Source organism: Burkholderiales bacterium (assembly GCA_035518095.1).
Lineage (GTDB): Bacteria > Pseudomonadota > Gammaproteobacteria > Burkholderiales > JAHFRG01 > JAHFRG01.
In genome coordinates, this window is the sequence record DATIXX010000065.1 from 1 (window position 1) to 24,612 (window position 24,612).

Annotated in this window: 16 protein-coding genes; 3 read left to right on the plus strand and 13 right to left on the minus strand. The window is 55.0% G+C overall.

The window, feature by feature from the left end:
- The 9 genes from VLV32_10605 to VLV32_10645 form a co-directional block, all read right to left on the minus strand.
- On the minus strand, window positions 1-1,178 hold a 1,178-nt coding region (locus tag VLV32_10605), incomplete at its 3' end, for an alpha-D-glucose phosphate-specific phosphoglucomutase (GenBank protein ID HUL42334.1).
- A gap of 4 nt (window positions 1,179-1,182) precedes the next feature.
- Entirely contained in the window at window positions 1,183-3,285 is a 2,103-nt protein-coding gene (glgX, locus tag VLV32_10610; GenBank protein ID HUL42335.1) for a glycogen debranching protein GlgX, read from the minus strand.
- Between the two features lie 103 nt (window positions 3,286-3,388).
- Window positions 3,389-5,821, minus strand: coding sequence for a glycogen/starch/alpha-glucan phosphorylase (locus tag VLV32_10615; protein ID HUL42336.1), 2,433 nt, complete (start codon window positions 5,819-5,821; stop codon window positions 3,389-3,391).
- Window positions 5,822-6,310: 489 nt separating this feature from the next.
- On the minus strand, window positions 6,311-7,384 hold the full coding sequence (gene ydiK / locus VLV32_10620) for an AI-2E family transporter YdiK (GenBank protein HUL42337.1): 1,074 nt from the start codon (window positions 7,382-7,384) through the stop codon (window positions 6,311-6,313).
- Between the two features lie 200 nt (window positions 7,385-7,584).
- Window positions 7,585-10,296 carry a glucosidase gene (locus VLV32_10625; protein ID HUL42338.1) on the minus strand — a complete coding sequence of 904 codons (2,712 nt, stop codon included), beginning with the start codon at window positions 10,294-10,296 and terminating at the stop codon, window positions 7,585-7,587.
- Window positions 10,297-10,338: 42 nt separating this feature from the next.
- Entirely contained in the window at window positions 10,339-11,796 is a 1,458-nt protein-coding gene (locus VLV32_10630; GenBank protein ID HUL42339.1) for an efflux transporter outer membrane subunit, read from the minus strand.
- Window position 11,797: 1 nt separating this feature from the next.
- A complete protein-coding gene (locus tag VLV32_10635; GenBank protein HUL42340.1) occupies window positions 11,798-15,001 on the minus strand; it encodes a multidrug efflux RND transporter permease subunit in 3,204 nt (1,067 codons plus the stop codon).
- A gap of 16 nt (window positions 15,002-15,017) precedes the next feature.
- Window positions 15,018-16,199 carry an efflux RND transporter periplasmic adaptor subunit gene (locus VLV32_10640; GenBank protein ID HUL42341.1) on the minus strand — a complete coding sequence of 394 codons (1,182 nt, stop codon included), beginning with the start codon at window positions 16,197-16,199 and terminating at the stop codon, window positions 15,018-15,020.
- 52 nt (window positions 16,200-16,251) lie between these two features.
- A complete protein-coding gene (locus VLV32_10645; GenBank protein HUL42342.1) occupies window positions 16,252-17,460 on the minus strand; it encodes a cytochrome c in 1,209 nt (402 codons plus the stop codon).
- Window positions 17,461-17,956: 496 nt separating this feature from the next.
- On the opposite strand from VLV32_10645, the gene VLV32_10650 reads away from it, so the two are divergent.
- The 3 genes from VLV32_10650 (at window position 17,957) to VLV32_10660 (ending at window position 19,709) form a co-directional block, all read left to right on the plus strand.
- Entirely contained in the window at window positions 17,957-18,436 is a 480-nt protein-coding gene (locus tag VLV32_10650) for a hypothetical protein (protein ID HUL42343.1), read from the plus strand.
- A gap of 65 nt (window positions 18,437-18,501) precedes the next feature.
- Window positions 18,502-19,059, plus strand: a complete 558-nt coding sequence (locus VLV32_10655; protein ID HUL42344.1) for a lipid-binding SYLF domain-containing protein — start codon at window positions 18,502-18,504, stop codon at window positions 19,057-19,059.
- Window positions 19,060-19,151: 92 nt separating this feature from the next.
- Window positions 19,152-19,709: a lipid-binding SYLF domain-containing protein gene (locus tag VLV32_10660; GenBank protein HUL42345.1), complete on the plus strand. Its 558-nt coding sequence runs from the start codon at window positions 19,152-19,154 to the stop codon at window positions 19,707-19,709.
- Window positions 19,710-19,799: 90 nt separating this feature from the next.
- On the opposite strand, the gene VLV32_10665 is transcribed toward VLV32_10660, so the two are convergent.
- The 4 genes from VLV32_10665 to VLV32_10680 all read right to left on the minus strand — a co-directional run.
- Window positions 19,800-21,278 carry a transporter substrate-binding domain-containing protein gene (locus VLV32_10665; GenBank protein ID HUL42346.1) on the minus strand — a complete coding sequence of 493 codons (1,479 nt, stop codon included), beginning with the start codon at window positions 21,276-21,278 and terminating at the stop codon, window positions 19,800-19,802.
- Window positions 21,279-21,341: 63 nt separating this feature from the next.
- Window positions 21,342-22,343: a transporter gene (locus VLV32_10670; GenBank protein HUL42347.1), complete on the minus strand. Its 1,002-nt coding sequence runs from the start codon at window positions 22,341-22,343 to the stop codon at window positions 21,342-21,344.
- A 250-nt stretch (window positions 22,344-22,593) separates the two neighbouring features.
- Window positions 22,594-23,268 (minus strand): DUF3313 domain-containing protein, encoded by a 675-nt coding sequence (locus VLV32_10675; protein ID HUL42348.1) that lies wholly within the window; start codon window positions 23,266-23,268, stop codon window positions 22,594-22,596.
- Between the two features lie 402 nt (window positions 23,269-23,670).
- Window positions 23,671-24,612: hypothetical protein (locus tag VLV32_10680; GenBank protein ID HUL42349.1), on the minus strand; the 942-nt coding region annotated here is incomplete at its 5' end.

The following is a 24,612-nucleotide window of genomic DNA, read 5'->3' on the forward strand; positions in this document are numbered from 1 at the left end:
TCCTCGCCGCCAAAGCCCAGCGAACCTTCAAGCAGGCCCGGCACAAACCACTTGAATCCCACTGGCACCTCGACCAGCGCGCGCTTGATTTTGGCGGCCACACGGTCGATAACACTGCTGCTCACCACGGTTTTGCCGATGGCTGCGTCTGCGCGCCAGCCTGGGCGATGGGTAAAAAGGTAAAAGATCGCCGCAGCCAGAAAATGATTGGGATTCATCAGGCCGGCGCTGCGTGTGACAATGCCGTGCCGGTCACTATCGGTATCGTTGCCAAAAGCGATGTCGAAGCGGTCTTTGAGCGCGATCAGCTTCGCCATAGCATAGGGCGACGAACAATCCATGCGGATCTTGCCATCCCAATCCAAAGACATGAAGCGAAAAGTCGGATCGACTGTTTTGTTCACCAATTCCACCTCAATATCGTAGCGTTCGGCAATTGGCTGCCAGTACGCTACGTTCGCTCCACCCAGCGGATCAGCGCCAATCTTGAGCTTAGCGTTTCGGATGATTTCCATGTCCACAACTGAATCCAGATCGCGCACGTAAGAATCGACAAAATCATAAGTTCGAGTTGTGGCGGCATGGCTGGCTTTTTCATACGCGATTCTTAGCACGCCCTTGAGACGGTTCGTGAGGTACAGGTTTGCTTTATCTTCGATCCAGCGAGTTACATCGGTATCCGCGGGTCCGCCGTGCGGCGGGTTGTATTTGAAGCCGCCGTCATCCGGCGGATTATGCGACGGTGTAATTACAATGCCATCCGCCAAGCCCGCGGTGCGGCCGCGGTTATATATAAGGATGGCATGAGACACCACAGGGGTAGGCGTAAAACCATTAGCACAATCGATCATGGCGTCAACCCCGTTTGCTGCGAGCACCTCCAACGCTGTTTTAAAGGCTGGCTCCGACAGCGCGTGCGTGTCTTTTCCGATATAAAGAGGGCCGGTGGTGCCCTGACTGTTGCGGTAGTCGCAAATTGCCTGGGTGATCGCCAACACATGCACCTCATTGAATGTGCCACGAAGCGACGAGCCCCGGTGACCACTGGTGCCAAAACTTACCTGTTGCGCGCTATCGCCAATGTCAGGCTTGCGCGCGTAGTATTCTTTTCGCAGCTTATTAACATCGACCAGCAGCTCCTTGGGAGCAGGCTTACCGGCAAGAGGATGGATAGCCATTGGATTACCTCGGCTGTAAATTCCTTTCGCTAGCCGCCTCAAGTGGCAGCACGAGAAAAACCATAGAGCGCGGCTGCACCGCATAGGTCGCCTGTTCCACGAAAGGCGCTTTTTCCCAGGGATGGAAGTCATCGGGTGATGCGAGCGCAGTGTCGACACAGCGCCGCCAGCGCTGATGATTTTCCGCAGGAGCGGGCGGCAACTCGAAAGTCAACGGTTCCCAATAAGCATTGAGCATCCCGTGGAAGAGAAAACGCGCGCGCAGGCTGCGGAACGTGAAGGCCAGGGCATGCGAATTTTCGCCCCAATCCGGGCGGTTAAGCTCCACCCCGTGCCACTCGATTTTTGCGCGCTCCAAAAGTTGATTGAGGCTTTGCTTGCCTTGTTCCGCAACCAAATCGCGGCGCTGGCGAAACGCGTTAAGCAACTTGACAAACCGGTGAATGTCGGCATGCCGCTCCAATAGACTCCAGTCAAACCAGCTGATATCGCTGTCCTGGCAATACGCATTGTTATTGCCCCGCTGGCTGCGGCGCACCTCATCGCCCATGAGCAGCATCGGAGTTCCAGCCGCCAGCATTTCCAGCGCGAAAAAGTTCTTAACCTGGCGGTTGCGCAGCGCTTCAATCGCAACATCGTCAGTCGGTCCTTCCGTCCCGCAATTCCAGCTCATATTGTCGTCTGAACCGTCGCGATTATTTTCACCGTTGGCTTCGTTGTGTTTATGGTTGTAAGAGACCAGGTCATTGAGGGTAAAACCGTCGTGACAGGTCACAAAATTGATGCTGTGCTCGGCCTCACGTTCCTTGTGACCGTAAATATCCGGACTCCCAAGGAGCCGGGCGGCCAAGTTGGATACTGTGCCGTTGTCCCCCTTCAAAAAACGCCGCACGTCGTCGCGAAATCGTCCGTTCCACTCGTGCCAGGCGTCGCCAACGAAGCTACCCACCTGATAGAGTCCCGCTGCATCCCACGCTTCTGCAATCAACTTGGTGCCGGACAATAAAGGATCGGATTCGATATCCCAGAGGACGGGAGGGTTCGGCAACGGATGGCCCGCCTCGTCGCGCGAGAGGATCGATGCGAGGTCAAAACGGAAGCCGTCAACGTGCATCTGCGTCACCCAGTAGCGCAAGCTATCCTGTATCAGCCGGCGCACAATCGGCTGGTTCGCGTTCAGCGTGTTGCCACATCCGGTATAGTCAGCGTAACGCGATTTATCTTTTTCCAGGATGTAGAAGAAATCATCGGCCAGGCCGCGATAGCAAAGCGTCGGCCCGTTCTGGCCGCCTTCCGCGGTGTGGTTGTAGACCACATCGAGAATGACCTCGATCCCGGCACGGTGGAATGCCTTTATCATGTCGCGAAATTCATCAAGGACGCGGAGCGGTTCCTTGCGCGAACTGTACGCATGATGCGGGGCGAAAAATGAGACCGGCTGATATCCCCAATAGTTCACCCGACCTTCTGGCGCATCCTGCGGATCGAACTGAAAAACCGGCAATAGCTCAACCGCGGTGATACCCAGATCTTCAAGGTAGGGAATCTTTTCGATTAGCCCGGCGTACGTCCCACGCTTCGCGGTTCCGATGCCTGAGCTCGGATGCCGGGTAAAACCTCCGACGTGCATTTCATAGATCACGGTCTCCGCGAATGGCCGCTTGAGCGGAAGATCGCCTTCCCAGTCATAAGTGCGGGGATCGGCCACGACGCTTTTCATCGCAGTCGCTGCGTTGCCGCCCGGCTGGCGTGCTGCCTTGCGGTCGTAAGCATCGGGAACCGCGACGGCAAGACCGTAAGGGTCCAGAAGAATCTTCTCGCCATCGAACCGCAAGCCGCGTTCCGGCCGGAACAGCCCATGGACACGGTAGCCATAAATCTGGCCCGGTTTAAGATCCGGCACAAAGATATGCCAGTAATGGTAAGTGCGGTTTCGGCTTGAATCGAGCGCGATGACAGTGGACGGCTTTGCGGCGTTTAGGTCATCGAATAACAGCAGCTCAACAAGGGTGGCATTTCTTGAAAATACGCTGAAGTTGACGCCGCCGCTACAAACAGTCGCGCCGAGAGGAGCGCTCGAACTTTTTTTGGCAACGTCGATTTTCATTTTTATTGCCCACCTAGTGCTACTGGATTTAGCTTAGAAGGATGTCGACGATGCCCTCGCACCCGAAATCCAATTCATTACCTGCCAACATTAGCGCCGCGCCTTATAATTCCACCTTTACCGGCTGCACATTCCAGATCTCATCGCAATATTCCCTTATGGCACGGTCGGACGAAAACTTGCCGCTGCGCGCGGTGTTGAAGATCGACATGCGCGTCCAGTTTTCGACGTCCAGCCATGCTGAACTAACCTGTTCCTGGCAGGCGACGTACGCTGCGTAGTCGGCAAGTACCAGAAATGGGTCGGACTGGGTCAGATTCTCTACCAGCGGGCGGAATACCTCGATATCGCCGCGCGAGAAGCGGCCGTTCCCAATGAGTTCCAGTACCGCGCGCAGTTCAGCGTTGCCTTGAACGTGGCCGGCGGGCCTGTACCCTTCGCGCTTGACGCGCTCGACTTCGTCAGCCGCGAGCCCGAACAGAAAGAAATTTTCCTCACCCGCTTCTTCGCGTATCTCGACATTGGCACCATCGAGCGTGCCGATGGTGAGCGCTCCGTTGAGCATGAACTTCATGTTGCCGGTGCCTGAGGCCTCCTTGCCGGCAGTCGATATCTGCTCGGATAAATCGGCTGCCGGATAAATAATTTGTGCGCTTTGAACGTTGAAATTGGGAACGAAGGCGACTTTCATTCGCGTATTCACATCCGGGTCTGCGTTGACCGTCTCGGCAACGGCATTGATAAGCTTGATGATGCGCTTGGCCATGAAATAGCCGGGCGCTGCCTTACCGCCGAAGATGAAAGCGCGCGGCGGAACCGCGAGCGCAGGATTTTCCTTGAGCCGGCGATAGAGAGTGATAATGTGCAGCACGTTCAGATGTTGGCGCTTATATTCGTGGATACGCTTGACCTGGATGTCGAACAACCAGTGGGGTTCAAGCTCAATTCCGGTATGTGCATGGATATAGGCGGCGAGCCGTTGCTTATTGGCTTGTTTGATTGCGCGCCATTCGCGCTGGAACGCTGCGTCATCGGCAAAGGATTCCAGCTTGCGCAGTATTCCCATGTCCATTAGCCACTTACCGCCGAGTGTGCTGTTGAGCAGCTCGCGCAGCCGTGGGTTGGCGAGCGCAAGAAAGCGGCGCGGCGTAACGCCGTTGGTCTTGTTGCTGAAGCGTTCCGGCCACATTTCGTAGAAATCCTTCAGCACGCTGGCTTTGAGCAGATCGGAGTGCAGCGCGGCAACTCCGTTGATGGCATGGCTTCCCACGGTGGCCAGATGTGCCATGCGCACTCGTTTGTCGCCCTCCTCGGCGATCAGCGACATCCTCGCCACGCGTGATTCGTCACCCGGGAAACGCGCGCGCACCTCATCCAGAAAGCGGCGGTTGATCTCGTAAGTAATCTCGAGATGTCGCGGCAGGAACTCGCGGAACATTTCCAGCGGCCAGGTCTCCAGCGCCTCGGGCAGCAGCGTGTGGTTGGTGTAGCCAAAGGTCTCCACGGTAATAGCCCAAGCCGTGTCCCAATCGAGGCGCCGTTCGTCCACCAGGAGACGCATCAGTTCGGCCACACTTATCGACGGATGTGTGTCGTTTAGTTGCACTGCAAAGGTTTGCGCGAAGTACTGCACCGGCACGCCGGCTAAATCGAGTATATGCAGCAAATCTTGCAGGGAACAGGAAACAAAGAAATACTGCTGACCCAGCCGCAGCCGCTTGCCGATCTCGGGCTCATCGTTTGGATAAAGTACTTTGGTTACGGTCTCGGACGAAAGTTTCTCCGCCACTGCTTGATAATAATCTCCAACATTAAAAGCCTGGAAATCGAATGACTCGACTGCCTCAGCACTCCAAAGCCGCAAGGTATTGCAGGTGTTGACGCCGTAGCCTTGAATCGGGGTATCGTAGGCAGTGCCTTTAACTACCCTGTCGGGCACCCAGCGCACGCGATTACGGCCTTCTTCATCGCGGTAATGTTCAGTATGGCCGCCCCAGTTAACGTAATGAACAACTCCGGGCTTTGCGATCTCCCAGGGATTGCCGTAGCGCAACCATTTGTCGGTGGCTTCGGTCTGCCAGCCGTCACGGATCTCCTGATTAAAGATGCCAAATTCATAGCGGATCCCGTAGCCGATCGCCGGGCGCTGCAAGGTTGCAAGCGAATCGAGATAACACGCGGCGAGCCTTCCCAAGCCGCCATTGCCCAATCCGGGTTCTTCCTCGCACCCCAAGATAACATCGAGGTCCTGGCCGAGTTCGGCCAACGCGGTACGCGCCTCTTGTTCAATGCCGAGGTTCAACAGGTTGTTGCCCAAATGCGGTCCCATGAGAAATTCCGCCGAGAGATAAACTGCAACCTTTCGTCGGATTTCGAAAACAGTCTGCGTAGAGCTGATCCAGCGGCGCTGCATGCGGTCACGCACGGCAAGCGCGAGCGCGCGGTAATAGTCGTGTGGGCTCCAGACCGCAGCCACGCCCCCGACTGAATATTGCAGGTGATCGATCACAGCCTGTTTCAGCGCAGCGGCCTGCATGCCGGTGCGTACATCCACGCCCGCCCGAGTCGTGGCAGTCTTGGGCGCCGGTTTTCTCCTGCGTTTTATTGGGACCTTTGAGTCCATTGTCGCCTCTGGTATTTATTTGACATCGCAGTGTGCGCGCCTCGTCTGATCTGGGGAATGCTCAGGCACCGCTGAACCGCATTCAGACGCCACCCCGCGTTGCTGATTTCGTTGTAGCCAGCAGATGTACGCGAATTTAAAAAGTTGAAGGCTTTCGAGATTGCCCTCGACCCCGCCCGCAGAAATGGTCTCTGAAATTGCAACGATTTTTAGAATAAAACTACCCTGATTCGACGCAGGCTGCATTGACCTAGATCAATCACAATATCCTTCTAAAAGCGCCACGGCATGAATTGCTTTAGATCATTTAAGTTTCTCACCGATTGCAGCCGGGGTAAACAAGAGGCGCTTTCAAAACTAAAGTGAATCGCAGCTTACAAAAACGCGTCTCGCTGACGCGCGTCATTTCCCGGCTGCTGCTCCGGGCTCAAGCGCCTCCCGCACCCACGCCACGAGCAAGGTGTAGCCCACGGCGAGCACCACCGGACCGACAAAAATGCCGACAAGGCCAAACGCAATCAGACCGCCGATTACACCGGCAAAGACAAGCAGCAGCGGCAGATCAGCGCCCATTTTGATGAGAAGCGGCCGCAAAACGTGGTCGAGCCCGCTGACTATAATCGTCCAGACTAGGAGCGCAGTCGCCCAGCCGCCGTCGCCTTTCCAGTAAAGCCACGCTATCGCGCACACCAGTACCGGCACCGCCCCGATCTGCGCCAACGCGAGAATGAACATGATCGCCGTGAGAATTGCCGCGAACGGCACGCCTACAGCAAGGAGTCCGATGCCTCCGAGTCCGGCCTGAACGATTGATGCCACGACAACACCAAGCGCAACACCGCGAATTGCCTGCGCAGCGAGCCGCATGGCGAGTTCGCCACGCGCTCCCGCGAGCCGCTGGCCGAATTGGCACACACCGGCAGCGGCCACTTCGCCGCGCGCATAGAGAATTCCGGCGATGATCACTGTGAGCAGGAACTGGCCGGTCATCACTCCGAAACTTCCGACCTCTTTTACAAACCAGTGAGCCAGGATTCGCGCATATGGCGCGACTTTATGCGCGAGTTCCTCCGGCGCCGATGCAGCGAGGTCGTTCCATGCGCTTGCAATTCTTCCACCAAAAAAAGGTATTCTGTGCAACCAATCGGGTGGCAGCGGCATGCTTACTGTGGCGAGCGATTTTGTCCAGCCGGCAATGGTATCAGCATTGGCGGCGATGGCGCTAATTGCGAGCGCCAAAGGGATAAGAAAAATAAGCAGCAGCGCAATTGTCATCGCCAGGACCGCGAGCGAGCGGCGTTTCCACAGTCGTTCCTGTACGCGCAGCATGAGCGGCCAGGTCGCCACCACGATCATCGTCGCCCAGATGAGCGCAGGAAGAAACGGCCGCGTGATCCAGAATGAAGCGGCAATGAGCCCAACCATAAAAATTACCGCGAACGTCGCGCGGGCAAGGTCAACAGGAGTATTTGTCATGGTGATCCACTAAACACCGGGGGGTCGGAAGCAACTATTCTTGAAGCCAATATCTTAGTTATCTATATAATTTTTGGATCCAAACCGTTTTGAGATTCCACTCCAAAATTTGCGGCATTTCGGCCGCCAGGGCCAGCAGCACCGTCCGCTGACAAAATGCGACATCCGATCGTTGTTCTGACTAAAACCAAGCGGGTCGATCAATGCGATGGATTTCCAACGGCAAACGAGTCCTCTTCTATTCGCTTTGGAGTTCTACGTTGCAAGGCGTACTCCGCATACTGCTGAATGAGCTTCGCTACTACACCGGTCCAGCCCGTCTGGTGGCTTGCGCCGAGCCCAGCACCGGTCTCCCCGTGAAAGTATTCGTGAAAAAGAATCAGATCGCGCCAATGCGGATCGGTCTGGAATTTCTCGCGGCTTCCGTAAACCGGACGTCGGCCAGTTTCATCTTTAAGGAAGATCTTGATCAGCCGGAGCGAGAGTTCGCTTGTAACTTCCCAAAGCGTCACCTTGTTCCCGGATCCGCTGGGATACGAGACCTTGAAGTTGTCGCCGAGGAAGTAATCATGTTTTTGCAGCGCCTCAATGAGTAGGAAGTTCAAGGGAAACCATACTGGACCGCGCCAGTTTGAGTTGCCGCCGAAAAGTCCGGACGTGGACTCCGCAGGTTCATAGTCCAATACAAACTCATGGTCATCCAGGCGCAATATGAATGGATTCTGCGCATGGCGCTTGGATACCGAGCGCACACCGTACGGGCTAAGCAGCTCGTCCTCGCGCAGCACGTGATCGAGGATGCGCTCCAGCTTGTGCGAATCAACTAATGCCAATCGTCTCCTCTTCTCAATCCCGTGGTGGCTTATATCCGTTAGGCCGCGCAGCAATTCCGGCCGGTATTTGGCGAACCACTTGACGCGCGCACCGATACCGCGAAAAACTTCCAGTATTTCAGCATCGCCGATGGCGATTGCAAACACTGGAATCAAACCGGCAATCGTGTGTGCTTTGATCGGTATACAACGGCCATCCGGAAGCTTGAGCACGTCGAAATAATAACCTTCCTGCTCGTCCCACAAGCCGGTTTCCTGGCCGGCCATGCGATTGAGGGCTGCACCGATGTATACGAAATGCTCGTAGAACTTGGTCGCGATTTCCTCGTAAATGGCGTCCTCCTTGGCGAGTTCCAGCGCAATCCCAAGGAGGTTAAGGCAATACATCGCCATCCAGCTGGTACCATCTGCCTGCTCGAGATGTCCGCCAGAAGGCAATCCGGATGTGCGGTCGAATACGCCGATGTTGTCTAGGCCAAGGAATCCGCCTTCAAAAATGTTGTTTCCCTCGGAATCCTTGCGGTTGACCCACCAGGTGAAGTTCAGCAACAATTTATGAAATAATTGCTCCAGAAACACGCGGTCCCTGCGACCGTACATTTTTTCTTCGATCTGATAGATGCGAATTGCCGCCCATGCTTGCACCGGTGGATTGACATCGCCGAACGCCCATTCGTAAGCGGGTATCTGCCCATTGGGGTGCATATACCACTCGCGCGCGAGCAGCAGCAATTGATCCTTGGCGAAATCCGGATCGATCAACGCGTATGCGACGCAATGGAATGCCATGTCCCATGCGGCGAACCACGGATATTCCCATTTGTCCGGCATCGAAAGCACGTCACCGGTGGCAAGGTGCCACCACTCGTGGTTGCGTCCTTGCTTGCGCTGCTCGGGCGGCACAGGTCCCGCGGGATCCCCCTCAAGCCATTGATGCACGAAGTACCGGTAGTACTGCTTGTTCCAGAGCATGCCTGCGAAAGCCTGCCGCTGGATATTTCGCAAGTCCTCGGGTAGCGGAAACGGCGTCACTCGCTTGTAGAAAGCGTCCGCTTCGCTCTTGCGCATTTCAAATGTGGCATCGAATTCCTTGCCCAGCGGCGCGCGCAAATCGCCTATATTGGAGAGACGCAGTTTGATTACAGTAGCGCTGCCCGCGCCAAGCTCGCGAACATAATGCACTGCTGCTTTCGTCCCGAAGTTGGCGCTACTCACCGCATCGCGCCGGCCATTCACGATGAAATCATGTATGCCGTCCTTCACAAATTGAGTTGCATTCGCGACGCCGTGCAGGCGCGCCAGGTTCGATTCGTTCTCAGTAAACAACGCATCGCCTGAAAGTTCGCAATACAGCCAGTACGGCTCCATCTCGCGATGCGCGGCCTTAAGCACCAGCTCATGCACATCGGATCGGTAGATGTCGATACGCGGCTTAGAATTAGCGGGAAACCACGACCAGTCATTCATAAACCATAATGTCGGCAACAGGTGCAAAGTCGCGGTTTCCGGACCGCGATTCGCTGCGCTGATCCGGATCAAAATGTCGTCGGGCGCCTTCTTCGCATACTCGACAAACACGTCAAAGTAACGGTCATCGTCGAAAATCCCCGTGTCGAGCAGCTCGTATTCCGGATCATGCCTTCCGCGTTTCCGGTTTTCCTCGACGAGTTGCGCGTATGGGAATGCCCGCTGCGGATACTTGTAGAGGAATTTCATGTAGGCGTGGCTGGGCACGTTGTCGAGATAAAAGTAATACTCCTTGACGTCCTCGCCATGATTGCCTTGGTTACCCGTCAGGCCGAACATTCGCTCTTTAAGGAACGGATCGGCACCATTCCAAAGCGCGAGCGCAAAGCACAGCTGCTGCCTGTCATCTGAAATGCCGGCGATGCCGTCTTCGCCCCAGCGATACGCCTGCGAGCGGGCATGATCGTGGGGGAGGTATTCCCACGGAGTCCCCTCCGCGCTGTAGTCCTCTCGCACCGTGCCCCACTGGCGCTCGCTAACATAAGGGCCCCAACGGCGCCACGGCTCCTTGCCGGAGCGCGCAGCATCCAGTCGCTTTTCTTCTTCAGTCATATAGAATTTCCGCTTGCGTCATGCGCGCGGAATCGGGACAAACTAATTGTTGCCTGCGAGAGGCTGTGGAGCAAGCGTATCAGCTTTATAAACCCAGCCGCCGCCGGTCGCCTGGTAAATCCCAACTAGCGAAGTAAAAAGCTGTGCGCGTGTCGTCGCCAAGGTGAGCTCAGATGGAAACAGCTGCTGCTCGGCCTGCAGCACGGTCGAATAAGGCACATAGCCGACATCGTACTGCAACTTCGAAAGCCGCTCGTATTCGCGCAGCGCGTGGACCAGCTTTTCCTGTGCATCCACCTGTTCGCCTAACTTCTGGCGGGCAACCAGAGAACTTTCAACATCCGCAAACGCACTTTGGATCGCAAGCTCATAAGATTCCAATGCCGCTTTTTGCGCCGCGGTCGCCTGCGCGACCTGCCCGGAGATAGATCCACCGGTAAAGATCGGGCCAATGATGGAACCCCCGAAGCTCCACACCTTCGACGGACCTTTGAACAAGTTGCCCAAATCGTCGCTTGCCAGACCGAAGTTGCCGGTCAGAGAAATGGTCGGAAAGTACAACGCCTTTGCAGCGCCGATTTGTGCGTTCGCCGCAATCAGCTGTTGCTCGGCTTGCTGCAGGTCAGGCCTTTGCTCCAACAATTGCGAGGGCATTGAAGCAGGCACTTCAGGTAACGTTAATTCCAGGATTGATTTTCCGCGAGGTATCGGACCCGGATTGTTGCCAAGAAGCACCGATATCGCGTTTTCCCGTACCGCAATTTCCTGCTCGATGAGTGGAATCTGGGCTGCAGCAGTTTGATACTGCGACTCCGCCTGCGCGACATTCAACTGTGATACCTGACCATACTTGAATTGCAGTTGAAAGAGCTTGAGGGACTCAAGGTAGACGCCGGCAGTGCGTTTGGAAATTTCGAGCTGCTCGTCGAAGCCGCGCAGCTGGATATAGCTACTGGCAACTTGCGCGACAAGCGTCAAGACGACTCCGCGGCGCGCTGCATCAGTCGCGAGGAGATTTGCGCGCGCGGCCTCGGTCTGTCGGCGGATGCGGCCCCAAAGATCAAGCTCCCAGCTCGCAGTGGCAAGCGTTTCTAAATTTGAGAACGGATTGGGGACTCCAGAACTTGGCACGGCCGCGTTTGCGGTGCTGGAAGCCGACGCAAACGCGCTATTTTCCGATAAGCGCTGCCTGCTTGCATCGGCCTGATACCCAATCTGTGGAAACAGCGGCGAGCGTGTGGTCGTAAGGACACCGGCCGCTTGCTCTACGTTGGCCACTGCAATCTTCACGTTCCTGTTGTTGGCAAGCGCATCTTCTATGAGTTGATCCAGTACCGGATCGTTAAATTGTTTCCACCATTCCGTATTCGCCGTTTCGGCGACCTTCTCCGGTTCGTAGATGTATGCGTTGGGCGTTTCAACCTTGGGTCGGTGATAATCCGGCCCGACCATGCAGCCGGCAAGCAGCGCACAGATCAGCGCTATGCCAAAACGGCGCATGTCAGTTGCCCTCCCGTTTCTCGTGGTGCGCGCCAGCGGGCGCCGGGCCCGCACCTTTATCGCCCGTAGGTTTCAGTGCTTCATGTTTTTCTTTCCCTCCGGAAAACTTGGCACTCATGGTTTCCAACAGCCAGAAAAACATCGGGATGAAGAAGATGGCTATGACGGTAGCCGCGAGCGTGCCGCCAATGACCCCGGTGCCGATCGAATGCCTGCTGTTAGCCGACGCGCCAGTCGCGATCGCGAGCGGCAGCACGCCGAAAACGAAGGCAAACGAGGTCATGGCGATCGGCCGCAGCCGCAAGCGCGCCGCCTCCACCGCCGCATCGAAGAACGACATCCCTTCCTTCCTGTTTTTCTCCACTGCAAACTCAACGATCAGAATCGCGTTCTTTGCCGCAAGTCCAATGAGCGTGATCAGGCCGATCTGGAAATAAATATCGTTGGGAATGCGCCGCAGTACAATGGCGACCAAGGCACCGAGAATTGCAAATGGCACCGCCATTATGACACCCACCGGCAGCGACCAGCTCTCGTATTGGGCGGCTAGGATCAGGAACACGAAAATCAGGCCGAAGATAAATGCGATGGATGAAGTGGAGCCTGCTTGAATTTCTTCGCGCGCTTCGCCCGCCCAATCATAGCCATAATTTGACGGTAGTTCCTCCTCCACAATTCCACGGATCACGTTAATCGCCGTACCCGAACTCACGCCAATATTAGCGTAGCCGTTGATCGCCACAGCCGGGTAATTATTGAAACGCGTCACCAAATCCGGACCACTGACGTAGCTGGTGTTCACAAGCGCCGTGAGCGGAATCATCTTCCCATCGCGGTTCCTGACGTAAAAGCGGCCGATATCTTCGGGTGTCAGCCGGTATTTCGGTTCTGCCTGCAAGATGACCTGCCATAAACGTGACTCCTTGGGAAACTGGCTCACGTACAAGGAACCGAACATAGTCTGCAGCGTATTGTAAACGTCCTGCACCGGAACGCCCAGAACTTCCGCTTTGTCGCGGTCCACGTCCGCAAGTAGTTGCTGGCTGGTCGCAGTGATAGTGGAGCGCACACCTAATAGCTCGGGCCGCTTTTTAGCCTTGTCAACTATTCGCTGAACAACGTCGACCAGCTGAGCGTAGTTGCCACCACCCTTTTGCTGGATCCAAATCTGGAAACCGGCGACGATGCCAAGGCCAGGTATAGAGGGTGGGTTGAGGGGCACGATTGTTCCTTCCTGGATGTTTGCGTACGCTTTCCTAGCCCCCTCAATAACCGCCGGCGCCTGCAGGTCTTTCGATTTGCGATATTTGTAATCTTTGAATGCGACAAACAGCAACCCATTATTAGTTTTGTTTTGGGAATCGAGCAAGCTGTAGCCGTCGACCTGCGTCACATTCGCAACCGCGGGATTGCTGTTCATATACGCCGCGGCCTGGCGCCCGACGGCTCCGGTGCGGTCGAGGCTCGCCGCGTCCGGCAAAAAATAGGGCACAAATAAATAGCCTTGATCCTCTTGCGGCACGAATGCAGTAGGCCAAATTTTGAGCAGCCATCCGGCCGCTCCAAGAACCACAGCAAAAGCAATAAGCCCAACTCCCCACCGCTTTATGAGCCACTTTACGCCGTTCACATAACCATTGGAGACGCGCTCAAAAGTGTTGTCGAACCATTTGAAAAAGCCTTTTTTCTCCCCATGCTGAGCTTTAATCACCAATGCGGCCACCGCGGGAGAGAGCGTGAGCGCAACCAAGCCTGAAAATACCATGGATATGGCAATCGTGATCGCAAATTGCTTGTAGAGCTGGCCGGTGATGCCGCCGAGGAAAGCGACTGGAATGAACACCGCGTTCAGCACCAGCACGATTGCGATAACCGGTCCGGTCACTTCATCCATGGCGCGCTTGGCCGCATCTTTAGCTGACAGGCCGTACTGAGCCATATTGCGCTCGGTATTCTCGACCACGACAATAGCGTCGTCCACGACGAGGCCGATAGCTAATATCATCCCAAACAAAGTCAGCATATTAATGGAGAAGCCTAGCGCCAACATTCCGACTAGCGCGCCCAGGATCGATACCGGTACTGCTAGAGTGGGGACGATCGTGAGCCGCAGAGTGTGCAGGAAAATGAACACCACGAGCACCACCAGCACGACTGCCTCGAAAAATGTGTGAATCACTTCTTTGATAGACGCTTGTACGAATAAGGTGGTGTCGAGCGCGACATCGTATTTCAACCCGGGCGGAAAGCTCTTCGACAACTCCTCGAGTGTCTTGCGCACATTATTCGAAACCTGAATAGCGTTTGCCCCCGGCTGCTGATACACGGCAATCAAGGTCGCGGGCTTGCCCTGATAATAGGTGCGTATCGAATAATCCTTGCGACCCAGGTCCGCGTAGCCGACATCTTTCACTCGCACGATGGCCGCAGCCTGGTTTTCCGCGCGCAGAATAATGTTCTCAAACTGGGACGGTTCGGTAAAAGCCCCGCTTGTCGTTACGGGGAATGTTTGCTGCACCGGGTGGGGCGTGGGGGACTGGCCGATGCGACCGACTGCGAACCACTGGTTCTGTTTTGACACAGCATTTTGTATGTCGGTCGTGGTAATACCGAGCTGTGCCATACGATCCGGCTTAAGCCAAATGCGCATGGCATAGTCTGGGACGCCGAAGATCGAGGCCTGGTTGGCCCCATTGATACGTTTGATCGCATCAAGGACAAAGACGTTGGTGTAATTCGCGATATAGTCCGGGCTATATCTCCCGTCCGGCGAATAGAGCGCGAGGACCATAAGAAAGGTCTGCGTCTTTTGCTGCACGTTGACGCCCTGGTTAGTCACCGCCTGCGGCAGTTGCGGCATCGCGATGCTCACCCGATTCTGTACATCCACTTGCGCAAGCTCCGGGTCGGTGTCGATGCTAAAGTAAACCGTGAGCGTGTAGTTTCCGGTTGAGGCGCTTGTGGATGACATGTAAAGCATATTGGTGGCGCCATTTACCTGCTGCTCAATGGGGGCGCCAACATTTTGCGCGACCAATTGAGCGTTGGCACCCGGGTAGGTCGCCGTAACCTGGATCTGGACCGGAGTGATCTGCGGGTACTGGGCGATCGGCAGCGTCACCATCGCAACCAGACCCGCGATCGAAATGACAATTGAGATGACCGCCGCAAAAATTGGGCGGTCAATGAAGAAGTGAGAAATCATTGGAATCCGCCCGCGATTACTTCTTCTCCTGTGCAGTTTTTTCGGGTTGCGCAGATTTTTTCTCGGAAACCGCCCCTTTTGCCGCCGGTTCTACAATTTTTACCGCGACGCCTGGCGCGACCCTCATGGCGCCCTCCACGACTACCGTGTCGCCAGCAGCAAGTCCGCTATTAATGAACCACTCATCACCATGCCAGGGGCCCACTTCGACAGGACGCTCCTCAGCCTTGCCCTCCTTATTAATAACCCACACGAAGTGTCCCTGCGCGCCATTCAGCACGGCCGTCTGCGGCACCAGAATTGCATTCGGCCGGGCCATTCCCGAGATGCGCACACGCACAAACTGCCCCGGTCGCAGCATTGCTATCGGATCCCCCGGCGGATTGGGAATCGTAGCACGCAAGAGGAACGTCCCCGTTTGCGGGTTATAACTTGCGTTAGCGAATGTTATGTGACCAATCTCGGGAAAAAGCGAGCCGTCGGCGAGCACCACCTGCACATCATAGGTATCGAGTTTGGGCGCGGTGAGCAAACCCTTTTCCCGCTGGGTGCGAACGGAAAGGAGCTCATTTTCTGAAATGCTAAAATTGACCCAGATCGGGTCTATTTGTTCAACCGTCGTAAGCAGACTGTTCGCGGCGCTGACGTACGCGCCATCCTGCACCCGTGCATAGCTGGAAAAGCCGGTTACCGGCGTCGCAATAGTCGTGTATCCGAGGTTGAGCTTCGCCTGCAGCACATTCGCCTTGGCGGTATCCACCGCAGCAGCAGCTGCCTTCTCGGATCCGGTGGCATCGTCAAGGTCCTTCTGGCTCAATGCATTTTGCGCAGCGAGCGGCTTGACCCGGCGAAGATTATCCTGTGCGACCTGCAAACGCGCCAACTGCTGCGCAAGCGCACCTTCATTGGCCTCGAGCGTGGCCTGGAAAGGTCTGGGGTCTTGCTTGAACATGACCTGGCCTGCTTTGACCAGGCTGCCTTCGGTGTACACGCGCCTATCGAGGAACCCGTCGACTCGCGCGCGGATCTCAACCTGATGTGAGCTTTCGGTTTGCCCTACGTACTCGAAAGTAACGGGCGTGTCGCGCGGTGTGACCTTGATTACCGAAACCTCGGCAGGCGCCGGAGGTTTCGCCTCTTCTTTCTTGCAGCCGGTTAGCAAGGCAAACGCTATAATGGTCACGAAAATCCAGCGCATGTCGATCAACCTCTCTTTTGCATTAAATGGTGCTCACCACAAATCGTTCGTTTCACTTGGTCGTGGCGCGCAGTTTCCCAACCATCTGCGTGGTCACGCTGGGCTGCGCACTGTTGCCCCAACTGGTACGCACATAATCCGCGATTTCGGCGATCGCTTTATCGTTGAGCCGCTGCGCAAAAGACGGCATCGCAATATAACCGTTACGCGCGGGAATACCGCGGAGGACGACTTTTAGAATGTTTGCCGGATCAGGAGCGACGATAACCCCGTTTCCTGCCAATGGAGGAAACACACCGGGAACACCGCGGCCTTTGGCTTGATGGCAATCCCCGCAATTTTCCATGTACAGCATGGCTCCTTTTCGACGATTGGGATCAGGAACAGGTGCGCCGGTACGCAGGGAAGAATTCGGCGGCAACGATTTTAAATATTCAGCCATTGCATTAAGATCGGCATCGGTCAAATACCTCAGGCTGTTTTGCACAACCTCCGCCATAGGGCCAAGTACCGTTGATTTTTCCTTGGAAGAACCTGTTTTTAGGTAGGTGGCAATGTCCGCGGCAGTCCAGTCGCCCAGCCCGGTGCTGAGGTTTGAAGTGAGATTAAGCGCAAACCAACCATCGATCGTTGCGCCTGTAAACTGCTTGTTCTTCTCTATTCCGCCCAGCGCATTACGCGGTGAATGGCACGCACTGCAGTGGCCAAGTCCTTCGACCAGATACGCGCCGCGGTTCCAAGACGGCGTTCGGGTCGGGTCGGGCTCGAACGTACCCGCCGTGAAGTAAAGCTCCCGCCAGAATCCCATTGTCCTGCGGTAATCGAATGGAAAATTCAGGTGATTGATCTCTACTTCGTTGCGCACGGGACTCAGAGTTCGCAGATAAGCGTAGATCGCGTCGCAGTCTGCGCGCGTGACCTTGGTAAAAAAAGTGTAAGGCATTGCCGGGTACATGTCCTGATTGTGCTTGTTCACTCCATCATGCATGGCGCGATAAAAATCATCGGCAGACCAGCGGCCGATGCCGGTTTCGGGGTCGGGCGTAATATTCGGCGTCAGCAGATAGCCGAACGGCGTATCCATGCGCAATCCTCCGGCGTACGGAACACCACCCTTGGCAGTGTGGCACGAAATACAATCGCCAGCGCGCGCCAGGTATTCCCCCCGCTGAACATCCTGCGCGCCCGCCGTCGTTAAGAAACACCCAGAGACGATCATCATGATCGCAAGGTTGGCCGCATCGCGGCAAGGGGAACGCATTGTTGAATCCGCCACAAGTTGGCCTTTGTTTTTTCTGCGACCGCCGCGAAAAATATCTTACATTGAGCCAACGAGATTTTCGCGACCCGGGTGAGAGCGCCGCAACTCCCGCGCTTTTGGGTAGCCCGCCCTGTATCATTTTGGAATCAAACTTCAGCAGCGCTGTCTAGTTTAACTGCTCAATTTGCTACAAACTCCTATATCAATAAGTAATCGAGGCTATTTGATTTAAATCAATTCAACTCTCGGGCCCTTGTGAGATATTAGATGTGGCGAATAATGTTAGCATACAAAATTACCGTTGTTTACTCCGGTTTGCTTGACTTTGTATAATGAATTTCGGTACTGCTCTGAGATGTTAATGCTTGCTTTTGCAGTTTAACAAAGTAAAATGGCGCGTCTGGTGGCCCACAAGGGCCCGGCCAGTAACTAGTTTACCCCCGTCCCCTGAATACGTAATTCAGTTTAATTCACTTATTAAGGAATTGGAGAAAAAATGAAATACCTGATTTCGTTATTGTCCTTGTTCGCCGCGTTCACCTTTTTCACGCCTTTGTACGCGCAGGAAACTTCAGCACAAACGAATATGCAAATCCTGTACGACAAGGTTAAAGCGGACAAGAAGCTTTTGGTCGCGGACAATATGCAACTAACAGACTCCGAGGCGCAAGCATTCTGGCCGATCTACGACAGTTATCAAAAAGATCTCGATGTTCTCAATAAGCGCATGCTGAAGCTAATCCAGAGTTACGCGGATGCATGGAATAACAACACGCTTACTGATCCGGCAGCAAAAAAGCTTCTACATGAATTCGTTTCAATCAAGGCGGCCGAAGGTAACCTGCCCAAAACCTATGCGCCCAAACTTTTGGCGGCACTGCCTGCGATTAAGGCCGCGCGCTACTTGCAGATCGAGAGCAAAGTGCGTGCGGTCATAAATTACGAACTTGCCGCGAAGATTCCTCTGGCTCAATAAAGAAAAGAGCGCGAGCTGATAACGCGACTGGCCGGAATCGGCCGAATTTCGAAAAGGAAACGAAGATGACCAAATATCGAATTGCATATGCAGCGATGATCTTCGCGATGGCGGTTATGCCGCTCATTATGCCGCGTCCGGCAGTCGCGGCCACCGCAGAGGAAATCGACCGTGACGCTGCTGCTGCGCTGAATCGCTTGTACGACGAGGAGCCCAAGGCCAAGGAGCTTGGGGCGATAGCAAAAGGCATTCTTGTTTTCCCGAAGATCTACAAGGCAGGCTTTATCGGCGGCGCACACTTCGGCGAGGGCACCTTGCTGGTGAATGGCAAGTCAGTCGGCTATTACAATTCCGTCGAGGGTTCATACGGCCTGCAAGCGGGAGTGCAGAGGTACGCGTACGTATTGTTCCTGATGAAGGATTCTGTGCTGGATGACTTAAGAAATAGCAATGGCTTTGAGCTCGGCGTAGGCCCGAGCGTCGTGGTGGTGGACGCCGGCGTGGCCCGGACGCTCACGACCACGACACTCAAGGCGGATATTTATGCGTTCATCTTCAGCCAGAAAGGGCTGATGGCCGGTCTGGGAGTGAAGGGTTCGAAACTCACAAAGATCGATAAGTGATTCGCGAACTTGCCCCTTGAGTGTAATCCCGCTCGAGGGTTTGCAGCCACCGGCGCTATGCTTGAATCAAGCGATGATCAAAGGAAATGAAAATGACCAAATATCGAATTGCATATGCAGCGATGATCTTCGCGATGGCGGTTATGCCGCTCATAATGCCGCGTCCGGCAGTCGCGGCCACCGCAGAGGAAATCGACCGTGACGCTGCTGCTGCGCTGAATCGCTTGTACGACGAGGAGCCCAAGGCCAAGGAGCTTGGGGCGATAGCAAAAGGCATCCTGGTCTTCCCGAAAATCTACAAAGCTGGCTGGATTGGGGGCGCGCATTTCGGCGAGGGCACCCTGCTCGTGAACGGCAAGTCGGTCGCGTATTACAACTCTACCGAAGCCTCGTACGGCCTGCAGGCTGGAGTGCAGAAGTTCTCGTATGTGTTGTTCATCATGAAAGATTCTGTGCTGGATGAATTGCAGAACAGCGCTGGATTCGAGCTCGGTGTGGGTCCGAGCATTGTGGTGGTGGATGCCGGCGTGGCCAGGACGATGACGACCACGACACTTAAAGCCGATATCTACGCGTTCATCTTCGGCCAGAAAGGGCTGATGGCGGGCCTTGGTGTGAAGGGCTCGAAGCTCACCAAGATCGATAAATGAACCGCTTAGGCAGCCAACGGCATTTCGGAACTGTTCGTTAGTCGTTGCGCAATAAACAGTATCGCGGTGCCGGCAACGCTGCGACTCGCATCAGCCTTTTCCCTTGATGGTCTCGCGTGCACGCTCGCGCTCGGCGCTCTGTTCAAGCACGAGCGTATAGGCGACGTAATACTTGTAAATGTTGCTGACATAGGTGACGGTTTCGCGTCCGATCTTTTCGGCCGCGATCCGCTCGACGTTGTCGAACCACACGTTCGGATCGAGGCCGCGCTTCGCCGCTTCTTTGCGCAACTTTGCAATTCGTGCCGGACCGGCATTGTACGCAGCAAAAGCAAAGAGGTTCCGGTTGAGATCGTCTAGCTGCGCGTCACTGAAATAAGTGTCGAGCATATGCCGCATATATTTTGTTCCGGCATGGATGTTGGCGTCGACCTGATTGATATCCCCTACCTTGAGAGAAGCGCCGGTCGCCGGCATCACCTGCATCACGCCGACCGCACCGACAGAGCTCTTGACGTTCTGGTCGAGGCGCGACTCCTGGTAACCCTGCGCCGCCAGCATCAGCCAGTCAAAACCGTACTGCGCGGCATATTTCTTGAACAGCTCGACCGTGCGCTGGAACTTTTCCATCTCCTCCGCGGATGTAGAATTTGTCACCCACTTTGTGTTCTTGAGATACTTTTGCAGTGTTATGTTGCCGAACTGTGTTCCAATTCGATGGCGCTTCACAAAATCATCGACAGTTTCCTTCAATTTTGGGCTACCTTTGCGGAACGCCCACGCGATGTCGCCTTCTGAATTCGCGGCGACATCTTCGTGCACTTTTATGCTCTTGAAAATTTGCGCCCAGAACTTTGCCTTGTGGTTATCCACGACGATGACCGGCACCAATCCGGCGTTGACCATTTCCAGCAGGTCTTCGTCTTCAAGCTGCTCCGGCGCGAGTTTAAGTTTTACTTCCGGCTTGCCCGCCTTGCGCAACGCCTCGTTAAGCCGCGTGAGGCTCTCGAAGTAGCTGCTGGATTTGCGGACGAAGATTTCTTTACCGGAAAGATCGTCGGTGCTGCGTATGTCAGGCGCGCCCGGTCCGGTGACAACCACCTCGCTCACTCCGTTCCATACCGGTGCCGAGAAATCAACCAGTTTCTGGCGCTCCGGCGTTACTGTGATATTGGCAGCGGCAATATCGCCTCGGCCGTCGCGCAGCGCTGGAAACAATTGGTCACGCCGCACCGGGACGAACACAACGCTCACCCGCAAATGGCTCGTTTTAAGCTTTTTATTGAGGTCGTTTTCAAATGCGTGCAGCGCTTCATAGCTCGCGCCGCGCTGCGTGCCTTTATCGACAAAGTAAAATGTCTTGCTGTAGACGACCAGCGCGCGGATCATTCTGCGCTTGATCATCCCATCGAGATCGCCGGTCCATGGAGTATTGATCAGGCCCAGGTCAAGGCCCTTCGGCTTCTGTTTTGCCGAACCGGTATCAGCTGCAACTGCCGCAACCGTGAACATCGCGGCAAGCATAGCGCCGCTGAAGTGAAGACATAGCCTGGCAGTCTGAAACATCATGCTGAGGCGATTAAACTCATGTGCGGTCGATTCTGTGCCGCTTGACGAAAGACAGTTTACCAATTAATGGCGGGTGAACCAACGATATTGCAGCGCGAATGTGAATTCTTCAAACTCGCCGCCTGTACGCGCGGTCAGACCTTTCGACCAGTCAAACTTTGTAGACCAGCTCGAACTTAGGGGCGCCGATATTGTGAATCCGTAGCGCGTGCTTTGCAGCCTGTCTTGATTTCGGACGCCGTTTACCGTCGTGTTTCCGCCAGTGTAATACGTAGCGTTCGCGGAAAACCATAATCCGGGACGGAATTCATAGCCTCCGTCCACTTGAAAGGTCCAGAGCGGATCCTGGCTGCGGGTCTTGCCCCCGAAGTAATTGGTATTGTCTGTATGAACCCAGACACCCCCAATCGCGTCAGTGAACCAGTTGCCGATCGGCTGCGACAATCCGATTTCCGGCTTAAACGCCCAGCGATTCTGCCCGATGTTGATGAGTTTTGAGGAGTCGTACTGCCCGGTGGGCGCCACAACTTTCAAATTAACGCCGACGATGGTGGAGCGCGTGCGATGCGCGAATTCTTTCGGCGTAAGCGCGGGGCCACCGATTAGTAGCATGGCAAACCGCATCCTTATGTCGCCCGTTCCCGTAAGGTCCCGTTCCGTCGGACCAACTTCCTCGACGTTTCCGCTAACGCCCGCACGGAAATAAGGAACCGCAAGACCTACGCTCGCCGAGCGGCCCAACAGCGCGAACGTGTGCGCGTAGCCCAGTGAATAGATATTGATGTTTGCTTTAACGTTGGTAATAGGCACCGACGGGTCGAGTGAAACATCGCCGCTTAAGTGCGAAAAAGCCGCGGCGGCGAAGTTAGTTCCGATGGGCGAAGGCGAAAAGGCGCGTGGTTCCAGCTCCTGCGCACTCGCCGTAGCTGCCAAAAGCAACGTTGCGACTGCACTCCAGCCCAAATAATAACCAACTAGGGAACGTGCGCGGTGCGATCTTTCTCGAGATGTGACAACTGGGTTCACGCCCAGGTGCTGCGGTTCAGTGAACTGCTCCAGTTTCATTACACGAAATTTCCGTGGTGAACTACGCGGACGTACGTTTCGGAACAGCGGGCGCAGTGCCTTTTTTGTCGACATCGAAAAGATATGCAATATGCGCGTGGCGCGTCGCATTTCAACTATCGGATATTCCGCTACCGAGGCGGAATTGTATTCGGAGCGCCCAAAATCGCAATTTACGACCGTAGCAGTAAACGTTGCGTCTCAGCGGCCCGGTTGGTCTAAGAAACGCCGCCAAATTTCCGTGCGTGCGCTAACCCTGGCCCTTCTGCATTTTTTCGATTGCAGCTTTTAATTTTTCTGCTCCTTCGGCTACGCACGCCTTAGCGGAATCCAGACCTGAAAAGTCTGCTGGCAAATCCATCGCGCCTGGGCTCTCTTTGGATACGAATGCCGCTATGAGCGTATCGCTTTGCGAGTCATAAATTTCCCCCGCAAAGGTCACCGATCCCAAGAACCATCCCTGTCCTGTTTTAATCTCCTTGCCAACGCCTAAAACCAGCCCAACCGGAAGCGCATGGGTGACCACTGATAAGCCGGGCTTGCTTAATTCCAGTCCAGCGAGAGCAAGCCTGAGTCGCGCAACGCCTGGCCCCGGTTCGTACACGACTTGAAGCACTGCTCCCACTTGTTTTGTAAATTCACTCTGCATATAGTCGGCAATCTCCTGCTTATCTTTATCCTGTGTGTCCCCAAACTGAGCATCAGCTCCCTTGTAAATTGCAACGGGTTCAATGATGATTTTTGTGAATTTCTTGAAATCGACGTTCGGGGCCGTATACCGATACTCGCTGGGACCGCCGGGAATCAGCTTCGATTCCGGCCCAGAAGCCACGCCTGTGGGTGCTGTTGGTTGCTCCGAGGCACAACCTGCTACGGTTAATATCAGCGGAACCAGAAAAACGAAACTGCCAATTCGGGTCTCCATGTCTAATTTCTCCATTCTTGTTTATCGAGGGCGCTTTATACTTGGGCAATCCGGTCGCTCCCTAATTAAATTAGATTCCACTTGTACCGATTTGTTTTCTCTCCCCGGGGATCGTTAGCTGTGCTGATGCAGCGAATGACGGACGAGCCGGCAATTCTTCCAGCTGGTTGAACATTACCGTGTGACGAACTAGCGCCTGTTTTTTACGATTTTCCGTTAACCTCGCAAGCCATGTCAAATGCGCGCTTCGTCTTCACTTGCGCTATTTTGAAATGAGACCATAAACGCATCGATTACAAAGCGGGCTTTTGATCCAGTTCCCGATCATGACTTGCCAGTACGGAATATAGTGCCAAGCCTCTTGCGCGATCCGCTTTCGTCTTGCGGGTTTGGGACCCCAAATTATTGGGAATGATAGAAATTTGGGTAGAGAAGGTAAAGCCCAAACGTGATGGCATACCGTGGCGCCGGCCCATCGTGCGATATGTTCCAGGCCGGCTCTACGAAGCAGTTCACATACTGATCGCCGATTTTGAATACCCGGCCAATACCCAGATTGACAGGCAGGGTTTGTTTGTGCGTTTTCCAATCGAAAAGCATCTGAGGTTCCGTCTTGACGAACCATCCGGCCCCGAGTTGATAGGTGGCGAAGGGTTGTAACAGCAAGAAATTGCTGGAGCTCCGGTCTTTATCGCCAGCGAACGATATTGGGTTCTGCGCGAGCACTCCGATAGACAGATTCCCGCGTTGGTATCCCGCGCCTGCCGCAGGCCCGGCTTGCCATTTGCCCTGGCCCGTTGTCGGATCACTTGCGCTGGGGAACGTGACCACCGGGCCGATCCCCCAAACGATTTCTGGCTCCCGACTAATTAGAACGAAGTCGAGAAGCTTCAGGTCGCCAAATCCGGTCACATCTTGAGGCGTCGTGATCGCAACCGGGATCGTAAGAGACAAAAGCTGCGTGTAGGGAAACGCCGTGAATTCGGGTATGGGTACGATCGGGTTAATTGAGAAGGTATTTCCCTGGCCTTGCGCGCCTTCAAATGCGGGAGCGAACGCATCTTGGAACCGAATCTGCAGCAGATCCGATACCGGGGCGTTCGCCCGCGTGACGAGATTGGCGCGTTGCGGTGCCAGCGTCTCCGTATTTTTATCGAGTTCCTGAGCACCCGCTGCTGCCGCCAAAAACAGAGCAGCAGTTGCACCCGCGCGAAGAAAACTTGCAATGTGGGAATTCGCGCTGCGCTCTCTGAATCGTGCAACGGATATTGTGCTTGGCTTTGGCACCATCCGATTCCGAGTAATGGGCAAAGCTAATTTCCTTTGCGCGCGATGGAGCAGCAT

Coding starts and splice junctions, on each gene's coding strand:
- VLV32_10625 (HUL42338.1), bottom strand. CDS start 10,296: ATGACTGAAGAAGAAAAGCGACTGGATGCTGCGCGCTCCGGCAAGGAG.
- VLV32_10670 (HUL42347.1), bottom strand. CDS start 22,343: ATGAAACTGGAGCAGTTCACTGAACCGCAGCACCTGGGCGTGAACCCA.
- VLV32_10645 (HUL42342.1), bottom strand. CDS start 17,460: ATGCGTTCCCCTTGCCGCGATGCGGCCAACCTTGCGATCATGATGATC.
- glgX (HUL42335.1), bottom strand. CDS start 3,285: ATGAAAATCGACGTTGCCAAAAAAAGTTCGAGCGCTCCTCTCGGCGCG.
- VLV32_10675 (HUL42348.1), bottom strand. CDS start 23,268: ATGGAGACCCGAATTGGCAGTTTCGTTTTTCTGGTTCCGCTGATATTA.
- ydiK (HUL42337.1), bottom strand. CDS start 7,384: ATGACAAATACTCCTGTTGACCTTGCCCGCGCGACGTTCGCGGTAATT.
- VLV32_10630 (HUL42339.1), bottom strand. CDS start 11,796: ATGCGCCGTTTTGGCATAGCGCTGATCTGTGCGCTGCTTGCCGGCTGC.
- VLV32_10615 (HUL42336.1), bottom strand. CDS start 5,821: ATGCAGGCCGCTGCGCTGAAACAGGCTGTGATCGATCACCTGCAATAT.
- VLV32_10665 (HUL42346.1), bottom strand. CDS start 21,278: ATGATGTTTCAGACTGCCAGGCTATGTCTTCACTTCAGCGGCGCTATG.
- VLV32_10660 (HUL42345.1), top strand. CDS start 19,152: ATGACCAAATATCGAATTGCATATGCAGCGATGATCTTCGCGATGGCG.
- VLV32_10640 (HUL42341.1), bottom strand. CDS start 16,199: ATGCGCTGGATTTTCGTGACCATTATAGCGTTTGCCTTGCTAACCGGC.
- VLV32_10655 (HUL42344.1), top strand. CDS start 18,502: ATGACCAAATATCGAATTGCATATGCAGCGATGATCTTCGCGATGGCG.
- VLV32_10650 (HUL42343.1), top strand. CDS start 17,957: ATGAAATACCTGATTTCGTTATTGTCCTTGTTCGCCGCGTTCACCTTT.
- VLV32_10635 (HUL42340.1), bottom strand. CDS start 15,001: ATGATTTCTCACTTCTTCATTGACCGCCCAATTTTTGCGGCGGTCATC.